This is a genomic window from Martinezella lusitana, from assembly GCF_016901135.1.
In the GTDB taxonomy this organism is placed as follows: domain Bacteria; phylum Pseudomonadota; class Alphaproteobacteria; order Rhizobiales; family Rhizobiaceae; genus Rhizobium; species Rhizobium lusitanum_D.
This window is the reverse complement of record NZ_JAFEVL010000020.1, coordinates 440449-459101: the sequence shown is the minus strand read 5'-3', so window position 1 is coordinate 459101 and position 18653 is coordinate 440449. Positions and strand designations below refer to the sequence as shown.

Below are 18653 nucleotides of genomic sequence, written 5' to 3'. Positions count from 1 at the left end.
CTCACCCTCTGGACAAGGCGAATCACGAGTGATTCATTAAGGCAGATTCGGGCGAGCGGCGCAGCGAATCACACGAGGGACAAGGCTAGAGCGATGGTGGACGTGCGGCGGGCAACCGCGGCCGATGGACGGCTGCGTGTTAATTTCGACGGTCTGAAATCCTGGCATAGCGGCGTTACTGATCGGACGGGTGTCCGGGTGGAGACGATGTCGCGTCGCTTCCCGCAGACCGAACATATCCTCAAGCGCATCATCCCGGTCCTCATCGTTTCCTTCCTGATGGTGGTTGCCGCTTCGCATTTCTTCGGCATGGTCACCGAACATGGCCGGATGGCGGCCTCAGCCCGCCAGGCAACGTCGCTATCCATCGCCGCTGCGTCGGCAGCCCTTTCAAATGATGCCAGCCTGTTTCAGTCCGGCAACCGGAGCGCCGCCGAGCGGAAGCTTGCGACCTACCTGCCGCAGGATCGGCTGGATAACGGCGCATTCGTCCTGCTCGTGCAATCGAGCGGACGGGTCTTCGGCTCATCGGCCGCCGGCTCCGCCTATATCGGCATGTTGATTTCGGATTTCTTTCCCGAGGTATCCGCCATCCGGAGCTTCGGCGACCATGCCGGCGTCATCGAGACGATGATCGACGGCGAGCCTTATTATGCGGCGATTTCACTGATCGGCGATAAGGGCGATTTCATTCTGTCGGCCGCGTCGATGGAGCAGATCGACAAGCTCTGGCGCGATGAGCTGACGCTCAACGTCACGCTCTTTGCCGGCATTTCCTCCATTCTGCTCGTCATTCTCTATGCCTATTACACCCAGGTGAAGCGGGCCCGCGACGCCGACGAGATCTTCCTCGAATCCAATCTGCGCGTCGAGACGGCCCTGTCGCGCGGCCGTTGCGGCCTCTGGGATTTCGATTTCACCAGCCGCAAGTTCTTCTGGTCGCGGTCGATGTACGACATGCTTGGAATGCCGGCCGCCGACAAGCCGCTCGCCTTCACCGATGCGGCACGCCTGATGCACCCGGATGACAACAGCCTGCATATGCTGGCCCGCTCCGTCACCCGCGGCAGCGCCGGCCAGGTGGACCAGATTCTCCGCATTCGCCATGCCAAGGGGCATTATGTCTGGATGCGAGCCCGCGCCCAGGTCATCCGCACCAATTCCGGCCGCGTGCACATGATCGGCATCGCCATGGACGTCACCGAACAGCATCGGCTGGCGCAGCGCTACGCCGAAGCCGACCAGCGGCTGGCCGATGCGATCGAATGCACCTCCGAAGCCTTCGTCCTGTGGGACAAGAATGATCGCCTTGTCATGTGCAATGCCCATTTTCAGCAGGCTTACGGCCTGCCGGACAAGGTGCTCGTGCCGGGGGCCGAACGCGCCGTGGTCAACGCCGCCGCGGCTCGGCCAGTTATCGAGCGCCGCATCGTCGATCCCGGCCGCTCCAATCATTCGCAAACGACGGAAGTCCAGCTTGCCGATGAGCGCTGGCTGCAGATCAACGAACGCCGGACCCGTGACGGCGGCCTCGTTTCCGTCGGCACCGACATCACGCAGTTGAAGCGCAACCAGGAACGGCTGCGCGAATCCGAGCGCCGGCTGATGGCGACGATCAACGATCTTTCCGCTTCACGTCAGATCCTGGAACGGCAGAAGGCAGAGCTTTCGACCGCCAATGCCAATTACCTTTGCGAAAAGGAACGCGCCGAGGCCGCCAACAGGGCCAAATCGGAATTCCTCGCCAACATGTCGCACGAGCTGCGCACGCCGCTCAACGCCATCCTCGGTTTCTCGGAAATCCTGCAGGATCAGATGTTCGGCCCGCTCGGCTCGGCGCGATACAATGAATATGCCAGGGATATCCACGACAGCGGCAAGCATCTGCTGAACGTCATCAACGACATCCTCGACATGTCCAAAATCGAGGCCGGCCATATCAAGCTCAGCTGCGAGCAGGTCGACCTCGCTCCGCTGATCGAGGAATGCCTGCGTCTCACCCGCATTCCCGCCACCCACAAGAACATTCTCGTCGAGCAGTGCATCTCTGCCGATATCAAGCTCAGCGCCGATCGCCGCGCCATGAAGCAGATCGTACTCAATCTGCTCTCCAACGCCGTGAAATTCACCAATGACGGCGGCCGCATCGCGGTTCGTACCCGCAAGGTCGAGGATGCCGTGGTGCTGATCATCGCCGATACGGGCATCGGCATTCCAAAGTCGGCCCTGAGCAAGATCGGCCAGCCCTTCGAGCAGGTGCAAAGCCAATATGCGAAAAGCAAGGGAGGCTCCGGCCTTGGGCTCGCCATTTCGCGATCGCTGACCGCGCTGCATAACGGCCGCATGCGCATCCGCTCCCGCGAGGGTGTCGGCACGGTCATCGCCATCCGCATTCCCGATCGGCGCTGATCAGCTTCCCACCGTTGTCTGGAATATTTTCCGTACCGCCTTCGAGAGCCGCTTCAGCTCCGCTTCCAGCGTGCGAATATCGGGACAGTCGCCGGCACGGCAGACCAGCTCGATCAGCCCGGAAGGCGCATTTCCTGGATCGAACAAACCGTCGATGCAAAGCCGGATCAGCTGCGACAGCGCGGTATAGAGATGCAGGGCCTCCAGGCAGACATCGAGATCGTTGCGGTCCATCAGACTGCCGCCGAGCAATTTCAATGCTTCGGCCGTACTGAGGCCGTTCGCGTCTATGCCGACGCCGCGAGCCGGCGCGATGAGGCGCAAATATTGCGCGATGAATTCGATGTCGATCAGCCCGCCGGGGATCAGCTTCAGATCCCAGATGCTTTTCGGCGGCTTCTCCTGTTCGATCAGGCCGCGCATCTCCAGGACATCCTTGGCGATCTTGGCGATATCTCTCCTTGCGGAAAGAACCTCGCCGATGATGCGTTCGGCATTCAGCGCCAGCTCCTCGTCGCCGCAGATCAGGCGGGCCCGCGAAAGGGCCATGTGCTCCCAGGTCCAGGCTTCCTCGCGCTGGTATTTCTCGAAGGAGTTGATGCGCGTGGCGACCGGGCCCTTGTTGCCCGAGGGGCGCAGGCGCATGTCAACCTCGTAGAGCACGCCTTCGGCCGTCGGGGCCGAAAGGGCCGCGATCAGGCGCTGGGTGATGCGGGTGAAATAGCGGGTCGCATCCAGCGGCTTCAGACCTGAGGATTCGCCTGCGGTGTCGTCATAGTCGTAGAGCAGGATGATATCGATGTCGGAACCCGCCGTGAGCTCAAAACTGCCGAGCTTGCCCATGCCGACGACGGCGACGCGGCCGCCCGGATATTCGCCGTGGGCCGCGCGGATTTCCTTCATCACCGCATCCAGCGCCGCCTCGATGATCAGATCGGCGAGATGGGTGAAGGCGCGGGCGGCCATGAAACCGCCGATCGCGCCCGTCAGCAGGCGAATGCCGATCAGGAAGCGCTGTTCGGACGCAAAGATGCGCAACCGGTCCAATACCTCTTCATAATGCCTTGCCGGCGCAAGAAAGCTCCTGATGCGCTCCGCCAGATAGTCACGCGTCGGCAGTTCGGCCATGAGGCCCGGATCTAGCATGCCGTCGAAGACATGCGGCTTGGCGGCGATGATCTCGGCAAGGCGCGGTGCAGACGACATGATGTTGACGATGAGCGAGAGCAATGCCGGATTGGTGCTGAGCAGCGAGAAGAGCTGAATTCCCGCCGGCAATCCGGAGATGAAGCTGTCGAAGCGCAGCAGCGCCTTGTCAGCCCGCTTGCTTTCGCCGAAGACCCTGAGCAGCTCGGGCGTCAGCTCGGTCAGCCGCTCGCGCGCCTCGACCGATTGCGTGGCGCGATATCGCCCATAGTGCCAGGTGCGGATAACGTTGGAAATATCTGAAGGCCTCTCGAAGCCGAGCCGGCGCAGCGTCTCCAGCGTATCGGGGTCATCGCCCTGGCCGGTAAACACCAGATTGCCTGTTTCGCTCGACAGCCTTGTTTCCTGCTCGAACAGGCGCGCATAGCGCCGCTCGACGGTTTTCAAGGTCGTCACCAGAGCTTCGGAAAAGGCCGATACGTCGGCAAACCCCATCATGAAGGCGATGCGTTTCAGCTCGACATCCGTCTCCGGAAGCAGATGCGTCTGCTCGTCACGCACCATCTGCACGCGGTGCTCGACATCGCGCAGGAACCAATAGGCGGTCGCCAGCTCGTCGCGCGTTTCCGCGTCGATCCATTTCGCCTCGGTCAGCTCCGCCAGCGTTTCCTCCGTCGCCCGGCAACGCAGCGCCGGCATGCGGCCACCGGCGATCAGCTGCTGCGTCTGTACGAAGAACTCGATCTCGCGAATGCCGCCGCGGCCAAGCTTGACATTGTGGCCCTTGACCGCGATGGCCCCGTGCCCCTTGTGCACATGGATCTGCCGCTTGATGGAATGGATGTCCGATATGGCGGCGTAATCCAGATATTTGCGAAAGACGAAGGGCACGAGATCGCGGATGAAGGCTTGCCCCGCGGCGATGTCGCCGCCGACGGGCCGGGCCTTGATGAAAGCGGCGCGCTCCCAGTTCTGCCCCCTGCCCTCATAGTAGATCATCGCCGCATCGACAGGGATCGCAAGCGGCGTCGAACCGGGGTCGGGACGCAGGCGCAGGTCGGTGCGGAATACGTAGCCGTCGGCCGTGCGCTCCTGCAAAATGCGCACCAGCCGGCGCATCAGCCGCGGAAAGATATCGATGGCGTCTTCCGGATTGGGAACGATATCAGCCGTTTCGTCAAAGAAAACGACGATGTCGATATCGGACGAGTAATTCAGCTCCTCGGCGCCGAGCTTGCCCATGCCGAGCACGATCAGGCCGGATTTCCGGCTTGGAGCAGCGGGATCGGCAACCGAGATCTTGCCGGCTTCGTGCGAAGACAACAGCAGATGGTCGATTGCCGCGGAGATGGAAGCGTCCGCAAGCGCGCTCAGCCAGCGGGTGGTCACCCTTCCGTCATAGATGCGCGCAAGGTCGGCAAGCGCGATCAGGAAGGCGGCTCGGCGTTTGGCCACACGCAGACGGCTCATGACCTCGGATTCCGAAGGCGACGCCCCACCGTCTTCCGACGGCAACCAGGCGCGACGAGCCTGTTCGACCAGGCCCTTGATCTGCGGCGACAGCGGCTTCTCGATGGCGGCGACGAGCAGCGACGGTTCGAGATTGGCCATTTCGCGCAGATGGGGCGACAGTGCCAGCGCGGCGACGACAAAATCTCGCAGGGAACTCTCGCCGCCTAGCAGAGCGGCGATTGCTGGCTCCACCCCGGCGATCTGCTTGAGGTCGGCGAGTGTGGACTTCATTTCCGTCTGGTTCAGCGGCCGCAACCGTCCAGACGGGACATCCCGCAGCAAATCGCCTTGCGTCGTCGTCATGCAGCTCTCCCCAAGAGCAATCGGATAAGGCAGGATTAGTCTATTGTTTCTGCGTGGGGAAGATCATGGTTACCGTTAGTCCCTTGGCATCGGAATGCTCGGGATCGGTATCCGAAAGCTCAAGCCTGCCTCCATGCAGCTCCATAACGGCTTCCACCAGCGCCAGGCCAAGGCCGGTTCCCGGCTTGGAACGGCTTTCGTCCAGGCGGAAGAAGCGCTTGACCACATCAGTGCGCTGATGGGCGGGAATGCCGGGACCGTGGTCCGCAACAGCAAGCATGACAGCATCATGCGTGCGCGACAGCTTGAACGTCACCGCCGGCTCGCCACGGCAACCGGCCGCATATTTGAGGGCGTTGTCGATAAGGTTGAACAGCGCTTGACCGATCAGTTCGCGATTGCCCTGCACCTCCACATCCGGTTCGATATCGGCCGTCAGCGCCAGGCCAACCTCTTCGGCGGCCGGCTCATAAAGTTCGGCCGTATCGGCAACAATGGATGAGAGATCGACGGCGGTCATTTCGGCGGCCACTGACCCCGCCTCGACGCGGGAAATCATCAGCAGCGCGTTGAAGGTGCGGATCAGCTGGTCCGATTCGCCGATGATGCCCTCGAGCGCGACGCGACGGCCCTCGCTATCGCCATTGTCGACCGCCTCCGCGGCCTTGTTCCGCAACCGCGTCAGCGGCGTCTTCAGGTCGTGCGCGATGTTGTCGGAGACCTGCCGCAAGCCTTCGTTCAATTTCTCGATGCGTCCCAACATGGCGTTCAGCGATGCCGACATGCGGTCGAACTCGTCGCCGGAGCCCCCAACGGGCAGGCGCTGCGAAAGGTCGCCAGCCATGATCTTGCGGCTGGCATCCGTCATCCGGTCGATGCGTTTCAAGGCGTTGCGGCCGATACCGAACCAGATGACCAGCGCGCCGAGGCCCATGATCGCCAGCGCTAGCATCAGCGCCTGCCTCACCAGCAAGCGGAAGCGCTCCGGTTCGCCGAGGTCGCGGCCGATCAGGATGCGCAGGCCGTTGTCGAGAATGAAGATATTGGCGATCGCCAGGTGCCGGCGCTCCGGATCGTTGGATGCGTCAGTATAGCGCTCGTAGACGAAAGGCAGCTCCGTCCAGCCGGACTGGCCGAGCACGCCAGGCTGCACCGAGGCGACGTTGCCGGCGAGGATATCGCCGGAGGGGCCGGCAATGACATAAAGATTGGCGCCCGGCTGGCGGGCCCTACGCTCCATCGTGCGCAAGAGCAGGTTCAGGCCGCCAATATCGTAGGCACGCTTGACCTGATTGACTTCCTGCTGAACGGCATCGCGGATCTGTCCGGTAAGCAACCGCTCGGACATGGCCGTCACGTAGAAAACGAGCGTGGCGGCACAGAGCGCAAAAAGAAGGATGTAGAGGGCGGATAGGCGGACTGCGGTGGACTTGAAGAGGACGCGAAAGCGACTCATCCTTCATCCTTGATCATGTAGCCGGCACCGCGGATCGTCTTGAGCAGCGGCTGGCTGAAATCCTTCTCGATCTTCGAGCGCAGCCGCGAGACATGTACGTCGATGACATTGGTCTGCGGATCGAAATGGTAATCCCAGACATTCTCGAGAAGCATGGTACGCGTCACAACCTGGCCGGCATTCTTCATCAGATATTCGAGCAGACGGAATTCGCGCGGTTGCAACGGGATCTCCTTGCCGCCGCGGCGCACTTCATGCGACAGCCGATCGAGCTCCAGATCGCCGACGCGATAAAGCACATCCTGCTCCGGCGTACCCTTGCGGCGGCCGAGCACTTCCACACGCGCCAGCAACTCGCTGAAAGCATAGGGCTTCGGCAGATAATCGTCGCCACCCGCGCGCAAACCGGTGACACGATCGTCCACCTGGCCGAGCGCGGAGAGAATGAGCACCGGCGTGTGTACGCCCTTGCGGCGCAGTTCACTGATGACGGACAGCCCATCGCGGCGGGGCAGCATGCGGTCGATGATGGCAACATCGTAGGTGTTCTCGGTGCCCATGAAGAGGCCGCTCTCGCCGTCGCTTGCGTGATCGGCAACTATGCCGGCCTCGCGAAATGCCTTGGTGAGGTAGGCCGCCGCTTCGAGATCGTCTTCGATGATCAGAATCTTCATGTGGGCGACATTACCCGCCGAGGGCGTATCGGCACAACCGGAATCGGAAGAGGTCACGGCATGTTGGCCAGCGGTTGTCATCTTTCACCTGCCTTGAAGCCAGTCATTATTGGGGCTTTGAAAAGGGAAGCCGCACAAGCCGTGGCCGGCGCGGCTTCCCAATGCATTCAGTCGGCTGAAGGGATCAGCCGGCGTTGATCGGCAGGGCGACGAAGCGGCTACCATCGTCGGACTGGATCTGGAACAGCGCGCGCGTGCGGCCGTCCTTCTTCGCCTGTTCGATGACCTTGGCAATATCGCCGGCGTTCGAGATCTGCTGGTTGTTGACGGAAGTGATCTTCTCGCCTTCCTTTATGCCCTTGTCGGCAGCATCGGAGTCGGGATCAACGGCGGTGATCGCCACACCCTTGCCATCGTCGGACGGACCGACTGTCATGCCGAGATCAGCCAAAGCCTTTTCGGAGGACGGCTGCTGCGGCTGGTTCGGCTGCGAGTCGTCGTTGGAAGCCTGGTTCTGATCGGCCGGCAAGCTGCCAAGCTCGACCGTGACGGACTGCGGCTTGCCATCACGCCACAGAGAAACCTCGACCTTGGCACCCGGCTGCATGGCGCCGATGCGACGGGCGAGGTCACGCGGATCCTTGACCGGTTCGCCATTGACTGCCGTGACCACGTCGCCGTTCTTGATGCCGGCCTTCTGTCCCGGCGAGCCGTCCTGCGGGGAAACGACAAGCGCGCCGCTTGCATCGGAAAGGCCGAGGGATTCGGCGATATCCTTGCTGACGGGCTGGATCTGCACGCCGAGCCAGCCGCGCGAAACGGTGCCGGTCTTGATCAGATCGGTCACGACATCCTTGGCTGTTGTCGCCGGGATCGCGAAGGCGATGCCGACGCTGCCGCCCGACTGCGAGAAGATGGCGGTATTAATACCGACCACCTGGCCGTTGAGGTTGAAGGTCGGGCCGCCGGAATTGCCCTTGTTCACCGGTGCGTCGATCTGGATATAATCGTCGTAGGGGCCGGAATGAATATCGCGGCCACGGGCGGAAACGATGCCTGCGGTGACCGTACCGCCAAGACCGAACGGGTTGCCGACGGCAACGACCCAGTCACCAACGCGCACCTTGGTGTCGTCGGCCCAGCCGACATAGGTGAACTTCTTACCCTTGGGGTCGACCTTCAGAACTGCGAGGTCGGTGCGCGAATCCTTGCCGACGAGCTTGGCGTCAAGCTCGGTGCCGTCGTTGAGAACGACGACGAAGGCAGCGCCGTCGGAAACGACGTGGTTGTTGGTGACGATATAGCCGTCCTCCGACACGAAGAAGCCGGAGCCTTGAGCGACCGGACGCAGACGACCCTTGCCGTCCTCGGAATTCTTCTGCTGGTTCTGGCCCTTCTGCTGGCCGCGGCCCTGTTGCTGTTGCTCGAACTGCTTGAAGAACTTCTTCAGCGGATGATCGTCGGGAAGGTCGTCGAAGCCACGGCCGAGACCGAAGGAATCGTCTTCATCGGCAACCGGATTGATGCGGGATTCGACACGGACCGAGACGACCGCCGGCGATACGGCATCCACCACGTTGGCGAAGCTCGGCACTTGCGGCGCCTGCACATTGACGGCATCGGCATAGGAATTGCTGACTACAGCCGGAATACCCGTGGCCAGAGCAGCGACAGCGAGGCCGGCGACGACAGAAGCCTTCATAGCGGTGCTGCGGGACAAGGTGTTCTTGATATTCCTGAACATATGCGAGTTACCTTCTCTTCTCTCGTCAGATTTCCATAGGTGGAAAACCGGTTATGATGCGTGATGATAAAGATATAGGGCGTCGGACCTTACAACGAACTGTCCGCCCCATGAAAAATTCGTAATGTATGGAAATGATTGCAGTGCGTGCGGGTAAATGATGACCGCATCACTTGCCGAGGATATTGTCCAGTTGCGCCTCTTCCTCCGGAGTCAGAGGCTTGCCGGTCGGCTTACCGGCACGGCGACGGGCATAGACGACAAGGGCAAATCCGCCCACGAAAAAGAGCGCAATCGGTGCGCCCCAAAGCACAAGCGTCTTTTCCGTGAAGCGTGGCTTCAGGAGGACGAACTCGCCGTAGCGGGAAACGATATAGTCGAGCACCTGCCCGTCTGTATCGCCGTCGACGAGGCGTTTGCGCACGAGCAATCGCAGATCACGGGCGAGATCGGCATTGGAATCGTCGATGGACTGGTTCTGGCAGACCATGCAGCGCAATTCGGATGAGATCGCGCGTGCTCGGGCTTCCAGAGCCGGATCGGGCAGGACCTCATCCGGATTGACGGCGAAGGCCGGCAGCGGCGCCATGATCGCCGCAAGACAGAGGCACAGGCAAGCAAAGGTCGCGAGAGCCCGCGCGATGGCAAAATGGGGTGCCGATCGCCCCCCGCTCATTCCGCCGGCTCCATCACGGGGCGCGCCTGCTTTACCTTGCGGCTCGGCGCACCGACACGCAGGCGACGATCGCTGAGCGAAACGAAGCCGCCGATCGCCATGACGAGCGCGCCCATCCAGATGCAGAGAATGAACGGCTTCCACCAGATGCGCACCACCATGCCGCCATCCTTGCTGGCATCACCGACCGACACGTAGAGCTGGCTCGGCCCAAGCGTCAGAATGCCGGCCTCGGTGGTTGCCGTGCGGCTGGCGGTGAAGACGCGCTTGGATGACGACATTTTGGCGAAGGCGACGCCGCCCTGGCTTACCGTGAAGCGGGCGCGATCCTCCGTATAGTTCGGTCCGACGCCCGGCTGCATGCCCTCGAAACGCAAGCTGTAGCCGCCAAGCTCGGCCGTTTCGCCCGGTTTCATGCTGGTGATGTTCTCCGTCGCGAAGGTCGTCACCGCTACGATGCCGAGCACGGTGATGCCGAGACCGGCATGGGCAAGTGCAGAGCCGAAGGCGGAACGCGGCAACCCACGCAGACGGCGCCAAGCGACATTTGCGGCCACCTTGCGAACGCCGGCGCGATACCAGAGATCGGCCAGCGCGCCAAAGATCAGGAAGAAGCCGGCGGCGAGGCCGAGAACGGCAAGCACCGGGCCACCATGCTTGAGATAGAACAGGACAAGCCCGGCAAGAAAGGCAAGACCTGCCACGACATAGAGTCGCTGCAGCGCACCGAGCAGGTCGCCCCGCTTCCAGGCCAGCAATGGGCCGAATGGCACGGCAATGAGGATCGGCATCATCAACAGCCCGAACGTCATGTTGAAGAAGGGCGGCCCCACGGAAATCTTGTCGCCGGTCAAGGTTTCCAGAGCCAGCGGATAGAGCGTGCCGGTCAGGACGGTGCCGCAGGCGACGGTCAGGATGAGGTTGTTCAGGACCAGCGCGCCCTCACGCGAGATCGGCGCAAACAATCCGCCGGCGGCAAGCTTCGGCGCACGGAAGGCGAAGAGCGACAGCGCACCGCCGATGAAGAGGAGGAGAATGCAGAGAATGAAGATGCCCCGCGTCGGGTCGCTGGCAAAGGAATGAACCGAGGTCAACACGCCGGAACGCACGAGGAAAGTGCCGAGCAGCGACAGGGAGAAGGTCAGGATCGCCAACAAGACTGTCCAGATCTTCAGCGCATCGCGCTTTTCCATGACCAGTGCGGAATGCAGCAGCGCCGTGCCGGCAAGCCAGGGCATGAAGGAGGCATTCTCCACCGGATCCCAGAACCACCAGCCGCCCCAGCCGAGCTCGTAATAGGCCCAATAGGAGCCCATGGCGATGCCGAGCGTCAGGAAGCTCCAGGCAGCCAGTGTCCAGGGCCGGACCCAGCGCGCCCAGGCGGCATCGATGCGGCCCTCCAGCAGGGCTGCAACGGCGAAGGAGAAACAGACGGAAAAGCCGACATAGCCGAGATAGAGCAACGGCGGATGGATCGCGAGACCGATATCCTGCAGGACGGGGTTGAGGTCCTTGCCCTCGGCCGGCGCCGGATCAAGCCGGATGAAAGGATTGGAGGTGAGCAGGATGAAGATCAGGAAGGCCGACGAGATCCAGGATTGCACGGCAAGGACATTGGCGCGCAGCACATCGGGCAGATTGCGGCCGAACAATGCGACGAGTGCGCTGAACAGCGACAGGATCAACAGCCAGAGCATCATCGATCCCTCGTGATTGCCCCACACCCCGGAGATCTTGAAAATCAGCGGCATCAGCGAATGGGAATTGGCCCAGACGTTCAGCACGGAGAAATCGGAAGCCACATAGGCGTAGGTCAGGACGCCGAAGGAAAAAGCAACGAGCACGAACGTGACGACGGAACCGACCGGCGCGATATCCATCATCGACACATCGCCGCGCCGCGCGCCGATCACCGGCAGGATGGAGACGATGAGCGCAGTCGCCAGCGCCAGCACCAGGGCATAATGTCCGAGCTCGATGATCATTGGGTCGCCTCCTCGCCTTTCCAGACGCCATCCGCCTTCAGCTTGTCGGCAACCTGTTTGGGCATGTAACGCTCATCATGCTTGGCCAGCACGCTGTCCGCAACGAAGACGTCGCTGCCCGGCTCGAATTTGCCCTCGGTCACGACACCCTGTCCCTCGCGGAAGAGATCCGGCAGGAGGCCGTCATATCTAACCTTGATCGTATCAGTGCCGTCGGTCACGGAGAATTGCACCTGCGTGCCCTGGCCGCGCTGGACGGAACCTTGGCCGACGAGGCCGCCCAGGCGGATCAGCGTTCCGGCGTTGACCGGGGTCTTGGCGAGATCCCCCGGCATGTAGAAATAGGCGACCGACTGACTGAAGGCGAAGAGGACGAGAAGTACGGCAGCGGCGATGAACCCCATGCCGCCGGCGATGACAGCCAGCCGTTTCTGTTTGCGGGTCATTGCTGCGTCCCCTCCGTCGGCAGTCCCAATTCTTTTGCCAGCGCCAGGAGCTGTTGCCCCTCCCCGCCATCCGCAGGGAACGCTGTAAGGCCGCGCTTCAGCGCATCCAAGGCACGATCCCGGTCGTTCAGCACGACATAGGAGCGGATCAATCGTATCCAGCCTTCGAAATTCTTCGGATCTTCCTTGAGCTTGGCATCGAGGCTGTCGACCATGCCGCGGATCATCTGCTGGCGATCACCGCTGTTCAAGGTGTTCGCCGCGGCGACCTCCTCGGCTGTCGGGTTACCAGGCGCATCGGCGTTTGCAGACGCCACCGGCTGGCCGCCGTTCTTGACGATATGCTGGTCGACGGCCGCAAGCCACGGCGCATCCGGCGGCGATTGTTTCGCCAGAGCCTCGAAGGCGGTTTTCGCGTCCGCCGCCTTGCCTTCCTGCTCCAATGCCAGCGCCAGATAGAAGAGCGTTCGTGGATTGGCGGCATCGAGCGCCCGCGATTGCTGCAGCACGCTGCGCGCATCCGCGGTCACGACGCCATCAGCCTTGACCACCAATACCTCGCCCAGATCGCCGAGCCGCGCGGCGGTCGGCCCCAGCAGGCGGATGGTGTTGCGATAGGCGAGCTCGGCATCGCCGATGCGGTTGGTCTTGAAGTAGATCGGCGCCAAGACCTCCCAGCCCTTGCCGTCATCCGGGTTCCTGGCGAGATGCTGCTCGATCTTGACGATCGAGATGGCAAGATCGTTTCCTGGTTTTTCGAGCCGCGCTTCCAGCGGCTGCGACGGCAGCCCGGGATCGCCATTGGCAAGATAAAGACAGAGCCCGACGACGGGAAGCATGACGACGATGAAGGCCTGGGAAAAGCGATAGCTGCCACGCTGAGACGATTTGGCTTCACTCGCCTCCTCCTTGGAAGCGGCGATGAGGCGTCGGCCGATTTCCGCGCGGGCGTAGCCGGCCTCTTCCGCGGAGATCAGCCCGCCGGCAAGATCGCGATCCAGTTCACGAAGCTGATCGCGGTAGACCTCGGCCTCTCCCGAACGACGGTCACTAGCCTCCTTTGCACCACGCAGAAGAGGGTGAAGCAACACAGCGCCGACAACAGCCGTCAGAACGGCCACGAGAATCCAGAACAGCATAGACGCCCAATACTTTAACGGGGCGCTTATTCCAACCGCGAAAGCCCCGTTGACGAAGATTTGAGGCGTTTGGCCGCGCTTATTATACTTTCGCCCCAGCGGGGAAAGGTGCCCGAAGGGCGAATGAGGGGGTAAGGAGCGAAGCGACGAGGCCAATCCCAACCGGTACAACGCCGTCTCACCCGGCGCTTTGGCGCCACCCTCTCCCCCATGGGGCGAGGGTTAAGAATATCTCAGTTGAGTGGCGACCAGGTACCATCGTCATTGCGACAAGCGGCGCCCCTTGCCAGGGTCGGCTTGCCGTCGACCGTGACCGTGTGCGTGTATTGCCGGCAATTCTGCGAGCCAACCTGATAGGGCGCGGCAGCCACCACTTCACCACTGGCATCCCTGCCCTTCCAGACCACGGACTGGCCGAGCGGCGAGCTTTCCAGAGCCCGATATTCCGCCTCCAGCGCCCGCTGTCTGTCACTGTCGCTGAGCTTGATGCCGGTTCGTCCGACAATGCCGCCTTCAAGCGCGGTAATAAACGTCGCCGAGGCCGGCGGCTTGGCAGAGGAAAACAGACTCACACCGCTGCCCTTGCTGCTCGTGGTCGAGCAACCAGAAAGCGCAATTGCTGCGAGGAGGGAGGGAACAATCAAGAAAAAGGTACGAAGCTTCATACAACCGAACCAGTATCAACAAGCAAACCATAGGTACTGCGATGCGGTATCATCATGACCCACAACTTCTTTCTGTCATCATGCCGTGCATCACGCAACATCCTTCGTCAGGCCAGGCAGAATTAGGCTGGCGCGAAGGCCACCCCAGGCACCGCGAGAGAGCTCCAGCCGCCCCTGATATTCGTTGGTGATCTCGCTGACGATTGATAGCCCGAGACCGGTGCCCGGCTTGCTCTCGTCCAGCCTGCGCCCACGCTTCATCGCCTCGCGGATCTGATCCGGCTCGAGGCCGGGTCCATCGTCCTCGACCACCAGTTCCACCCAATGACGCCGCACAGGATCGATGCCCTTGATTTCCGGCGGCGCCTCGCTCGCGGAAAGACGCACCTTGTGCTCGGCAAAGCGGGCAGCATTTTCCAGAAGGTTGCCGACCGTCTCCTCCAGATCCTGCTGCTCCATGGCAAGGGCAAGATTGGGAGCAACTGACAGTTCGAACTCCTTGTCCGCATTAAGCCGCCGCATGACACGGACAAGCCGCTCCAGCGCCGGTTCCGCCTCGGTTCGGGCGAGCACGGATTCGCGCTGCGCCGCGATACGGGCACGGTTGAGATAGGATTGCACCTGCACCTGCATAGCCTCGGCCTGGTTCTTCACCAGATCGCCGTGCGAGCGCTCCAGCACGCGGGATTCGTTGAGCAGGACCGCGATCGGCGTCTTCAGCGAATGGGCGAGATTGCCGACCTGCATGCGGGCACGCTCGACGATGCGCCTGTTGCTTTCGATCAGCGCGTTGACTTCGTTGGCGAGCGGCAGGATCTCGCGCGGGAAATCGCCCTGCAATCGCTCGCTTTCGCCGGCACGGATGCGCTCCAGCGCCGCGCGGGCCTTATCGAGCGGCTTCAAGCCGTAGAGAATGGCGAGCGCGTTGACGATGAGGCTGCCGACGCCGAAGCCGACGAGCGCAAAATAGAGGCTGTGGGAGAAATTGCGGACATCGTCCTCCACCACGGCGACATTGCCGGTAACCCGGAAGCGCGCGGCGCGGCCGTCCGTATCGAGCACCACCTCCGTTTCGGCCACCTGCACGCGGTTTCCGAAGGCATCGGTGACGATGTAATAACGCTCGTAGTTCTTGTCGAAAGGCGCCTCTAGCACCGATAGCACCGGCAGGTTCGACGCACCGAGCGACGGCGAGACCAACGGCGTCGCCGTATAGGTGCCGAGAGGCTCGACCATCCAGTACCAACCCGTCTTCGGCTGGGCGAAACGAAGGTCGCCGAGCTGCGGGCTGCCGCTCAGCGCACCCTGGTCGCCGATCGTCACGGAGTTGATGACGTTATAGAGCTGCGCTCGCAACAGATCCTGGAAGCCGCGCTCGGCGCTCTTGCGGTAGATGTTGGATATGACAAGGCCGATCACCACCAGCGCCACGGCGGACCAGAGTGTGGTCAACAGCAGGACGCGAGCGGTGAGTGACTTAATTCGCATTGGTCGGCGCTTGGATGCGGTAACCGAGGCCGCGGACCGTCTCGATCAGGTCAACACCCATCTTCTTGCGCAGGCGGCCAACGAAAACCTCGATCGTATTGGAATCGCGATCGAAATCCTGATCGTACATATGCTCGACCAGCTCGGTGCGCGAGACGACTTCGCCCTTGTGATGCATGAGATAGGCAAGCAACCGGTATTCATGGGAGGTGAGCTTGAGCGGCTTGCCGTCCACCGTCGCCTTCGAGCTCTTGGTGTCAAGCCGCACCGGACCGCAGATGATCTCCGAAGAGGCATGGCCGGCGGCGCGGCGGATCAAGGCGCGGATGCGGGCGAGCACTTCCTCGACATGGAAGGGCTTGGCGACATAATCGTCGGCGCCGGCATCGATGCCGGCCACCTTGTCGCTCCAGCGGTCGCGTGCGGTCAGGATGAGCACGGGCGTGGCCCGCCCGGCGCCACGCCATTTCTCCAGCACGGTGATGCCATCCACCTCCGGCAAACCAATGTCGAGAATGATGGCGTCATAGGGTTCGGTCTCGCCCAGGAAATGGCCTTCCTCACCGTCAAAGGCCGTATCGACCACGTAGCCTGCCTCTTTCAAGGCCTCGGCGAGCTGGCGATTCAGGTTGATATCGTCTTCGACTATGAGAATGCGCATGTTGGACCCAATTTCCCCGGTTCGAGAAACAGTACTGTAAATCGAGCTACAGTGGAATCATGGAAACGATAAGATTTTGCGTGAGATTCAAGGCTTTAGAACGTCCGCTGCGCGTTATGACCCAAGATGCTCATGCTTCACATCGGCACCTTCATCGTCACCTTGCGCGGACGCTGCCCGTTGCCCTGCACGAGAACGGTGATGACACAGCTATCGCCAGACGGCTGCGCGGAAAGGAGCTGCCCACCCGTCTTTTCAACGACAGCGGCCGCAGCCTCGCTGCAATCGCTGTTGGCGCGGGCCACCAGGGTCGACGTCGGCGCCGGCAAAACAGCCGAGCCGGCCAAGACGACCGCCGCTGCTGCTATGCTTAAAAATGAGGCCATGCTTCAGACTTCCCACAGGGACATTAACTTGAGCAAATATGTACCCAAACACGTCTGAATGGCAAATGAATGGGCGGTAATTTTCCGCTCGCAGGACGTGCAGCAGGCTCAAAGTTGAATTTAACTATTTGAATTTATTATGTACGAAATGCCAAAGCGGCGGCGAAGGCAGTCTATCGAACGCTATCGATGCCAATTTCCTATCTATGTTCGTCATGCCGCATGTATTCCGTTCGCGGCAGCATGCATAAACCGAAGACTCAGGCATTTTTAATCATTCTTGATTATCATTGACTCATAAGCGCGTCATGATCGATCGCGCATGCTTGGCCAATCCAATCGGCCCTCAAGTGTTTTACGAACGTAAAACACCAAGTCTTCCTTGAGTCTTTTGAATCACTTGAGGGCGCTTCTTCTGAAGTCGAGTCCGGAACCTCAGACGTTGATTCAAGGATCTCTCGCAATGAATCCGCTCGTCGACACTCCGATTCCGTTCGAGCGCTCAATCGCTTGAAATGACTGGCGATGGAAGCTCTCGCCAGAGCTTCATCTAGAACGGCTCGCGGACCGCAACCGTCGTCTCGTAATCGGCAGCAATCCGCATCTCCCGCAGCGGGCGAACGCGATCGATGGAGCGCTGATAATTCGGATGCGCCTTGTAGGCGGCGAGCGCGGCCTCGTCATCGAACTCGCCATAGACGACGATATCGACGTCGGTGCCGAGCTGATCGGTTTTTACATTCGTGCCGATCTCCAGCAGGCGCGCATGCGGGATGGCGGTCAGGATCGACAGGCCGGAGCGAACGTCCTCAAGATTGGCGCGATCGGGAACGGTGAAGAAGACGATATGACGGATCACGCGACGGCTCCCTGTGCATGTGCGAAGGCACCGCGCGATATCATGCGCGCGGAATCAATTCAATGAATCGGCCGCTCACCCATGAGACCGTTTCGTCGCAGGCAACCATTTTCCGCATTGCAGCCAGGCGTGATATTGTTGCCCCCATGACAGACGAGGATCTCATTGCCCTTGCTCTCGGGCTGCCGGAGGCGGCGGAAGGCTCGCATTTCGGAATCCGTGACTTTCGGGTACGGAGCAAGATCTTCATGACTCTTCCAGGCCCCGATTTCTGCGTGGTCAAGCTGACGCCCGATCAGCAGCAGATGGCGCTGGCCACCTTGCCACAGCATGTCGCGGCCGTGCCTGGTGGCTGGGGGCTCAAGGGATCGACGCGGCTTCTCCACCATGGCGCAGATCGCGAGACGATAGAGGCGCTCGTGCGGCAGGCATGGCGAAACGTGGCGCCGAAATCTATGGTTTTGCCGGAGGGTTAGGCTCCATGTGGTCTTCCACGGTCAACGGCCAGTCGACGACATAATCCTCGAAATCGTCGAGCTCGACATCGTTCTCGCTGATCGTGCGTCCCCGCGCGGAGACGCCGGCGATATGAACCGTTTCCGGATCGCCCGATATCAACGGGTGCCACCAATAGAGGTCACGGCCTTCATCGACGAGACGATAGGCGCAGGTGGGCGGCAGCCATGCCAGCTCCGGTACCTTTTCCGGCGTCAGCTGCACGCAATCGGGCACGAAATCCCAGCGGTTCGGATAGCTGGTGCATTGACAGCTTTCGCCATCCATCAGCTTGCAGCGGACCGACGTGAAGTAGACGTCGCCGCTATCCCAGTCCTCCAGCTTGTTGAGACAACAGAGGCCGCAGCCGTCGCAAAGGCTTTCCCATTCCGGCGTGCTCATCTCCGCCAGCGCCTTGCTTTTCCAGAAAGGTATCTCGTCCATCCTCATCATCCTCGCCGCCCAGGCAGGAAATACGGGCCGCGGCATGCGTGTCTCTTGTTCTTTTCTCTAAATCAACCAATTATTCAATTCGCCATTCTATGAGATAATGGGCTTTGCGTGTGCCACAAGGAGACACGCAGCAGTATTGTGGTCGGGAAGTAGCGC

General features: G+C 61.3%; 16 protein-coding genes. 2 read left to right on the top strand and 14 right to left on the bottom strand.

What is annotated here, in order from left to right; genetic code table 11:
* The first annotated feature begins 93 nt into the window (after positions 1-93).
* Positions 94-2409 carry a PAS domain-containing sensor histidine kinase gene (locus JTP94_RS09405; RefSeq protein WP_204850235.1) on the top strand — a complete coding sequence of 772 codons (2316 nt, stop codon included), beginning with the start codon at positions 94-96 and terminating at the stop codon, positions 2407-2409.
* Here the strand turns inward: JTP94_RS09405 and JTP94_RS09400 are convergent, their stop codons facing one another.
* The 13 genes from JTP94_RS09400 to JTP94_RS09340 form a co-directional block, all read right to left on the bottom strand.
* Positions 2410-5370: a bifunctional [glutamine synthetase] adenylyltransferase/[glutamine synthetase]-adenylyl-L-tyrosine phosphorylase gene (locus JTP94_RS09400; protein ID WP_204850234.1), complete on the bottom strand. Its 2961-nt coding sequence runs from the start codon at positions 5368-5370 to the stop codon at positions 2410-2412. It abuts the gene before it with no gap.
* A 40-nt stretch (positions 5371-5410) separates the two neighbouring features.
* Positions 5411-6826 carry a HAMP domain-containing sensor histidine kinase gene (locus JTP94_RS09395; protein ID WP_204850233.1) on the bottom strand — a complete coding sequence of 472 codons (1416 nt, stop codon included), beginning with the start codon at positions 6824-6826 and terminating at the stop codon, positions 5411-5413.
* Complete coding sequence (locus JTP94_RS09390) at positions 6823-7581, bottom strand: response regulator transcription factor (protein WP_037193758.1); 759 nt, start codon at positions 7579-7581, stop codon at positions 6823-6825. The genes JTP94_RS09395 and JTP94_RS09390 overlap by 4 nt, the downstream gene beginning before the upstream one ends.
* 103 nt (positions 7582-7684) lie before the next feature.
* Complete coding sequence (locus JTP94_RS09385; RefSeq protein ID WP_204850232.1) at positions 7685-9244, bottom strand: Do family serine endopeptidase; 1560 nt, start codon at positions 9242-9244, stop codon at positions 7685-7687.
* A 169-nt stretch (positions 9245-9413) separates the two neighbouring features.
* A complete protein-coding gene (locus JTP94_RS09380) occupies positions 9414-9833 on the bottom strand; it encodes a cytochrome c-type biogenesis protein (protein WP_246754756.1) in 420 nt (139 codons plus the stop codon).
* 83 nt (positions 9834-9916) lie between these two features.
* Entirely contained in the window at positions 9917-11905 is a 1989-nt protein-coding gene (locus JTP94_RS09375) for a heme lyase CcmF/NrfE family subunit (protein ID WP_204850230.1), read from the bottom strand.
* Entirely contained in the window at positions 11902-12351 is a 450-nt protein-coding gene (gene ccmE / locus JTP94_RS09370) for a cytochrome c maturation protein CcmE (protein ID WP_204850229.1), read from the bottom strand. Before ccmE ends, JTP94_RS09375 begins: the two co-directional genes overlap by 4 nt.
* Positions 12348-13490 (bottom strand): c-type cytochrome biogenesis protein CcmI, encoded by a 1143-nt coding sequence (ccmI, locus tag JTP94_RS09365; RefSeq protein WP_204850228.1) that lies wholly within the window; start codon positions 13488-13490, stop codon positions 12348-12350. The genes ccmE and ccmI overlap by 4 nt, the downstream gene beginning before the upstream one ends.
* A gap of 233 nt (positions 13491-13723) precedes the next feature.
* Positions 13724-14155: a hypothetical protein gene (locus tag JTP94_RS09360; RefSeq protein WP_204850227.1), complete on the bottom strand. Its 432-nt coding sequence runs from the start codon at positions 14153-14155 to the stop codon at positions 13724-13726.
* Between the two features lie 90 nt (positions 14156-14245).
* Entirely contained in the window at positions 14246-15643 is a 1398-nt protein-coding gene (locus JTP94_RS09355) for a HAMP domain-containing sensor histidine kinase (RefSeq protein ID WP_204850226.1), read from the bottom strand.
* Positions 15633-16304 carry a response regulator transcription factor gene (locus JTP94_RS09350; RefSeq protein WP_204850225.1) on the bottom strand — a complete coding sequence of 224 codons (672 nt, stop codon included), beginning with the start codon at positions 16302-16304 and terminating at the stop codon, positions 15633-15635. Before JTP94_RS09350 ends, JTP94_RS09355 begins: the two co-directional genes overlap by 11 nt.
* Before the next feature lie 137 nt (positions 16305-16441).
* Complete coding sequence (locus JTP94_RS09345) at positions 16442-16690, bottom strand: hypothetical protein (RefSeq protein WP_034507944.1); 249 nt, start codon at positions 16688-16690, stop codon at positions 16442-16444.
* Between the two features lie 550 nt (positions 16691-17240).
* Positions 17241-17549 (bottom strand): Dabb family protein, encoded by a 309-nt coding sequence (locus JTP94_RS09340; RefSeq protein ID WP_204850224.1) that lies wholly within the window; start codon positions 17547-17549, stop codon positions 17241-17243.
* Between the two features lie 146 nt (positions 17550-17695).
* Here JTP94_RS09340 and JTP94_RS09335 point away from each other — a divergent pair, with 146 nt between their 5' ends.
* The gene (locus JTP94_RS09335) at positions 17696-18025 is read left to right on the top strand and encodes an MmcQ/YjbR family DNA-binding protein (protein ID WP_204850295.1); all 330 of its coding nucleotides are present in this window, start codon (positions 17696-17698) and stop codon (positions 18023-18025) included.
* Here the strand turns inward: JTP94_RS09335 and JTP94_RS09330 are convergent.
* Positions 18003-18488, bottom strand: a complete 486-nt coding sequence (locus JTP94_RS09330; protein WP_204850223.1) for a YcgN family cysteine cluster protein — start codon at positions 18486-18488, stop codon at positions 18003-18005. The genes JTP94_RS09335 and JTP94_RS09330 overlap by 23 nt on opposite strands.
* Positions 18489-18653: the final 165 nt, after the last annotated feature.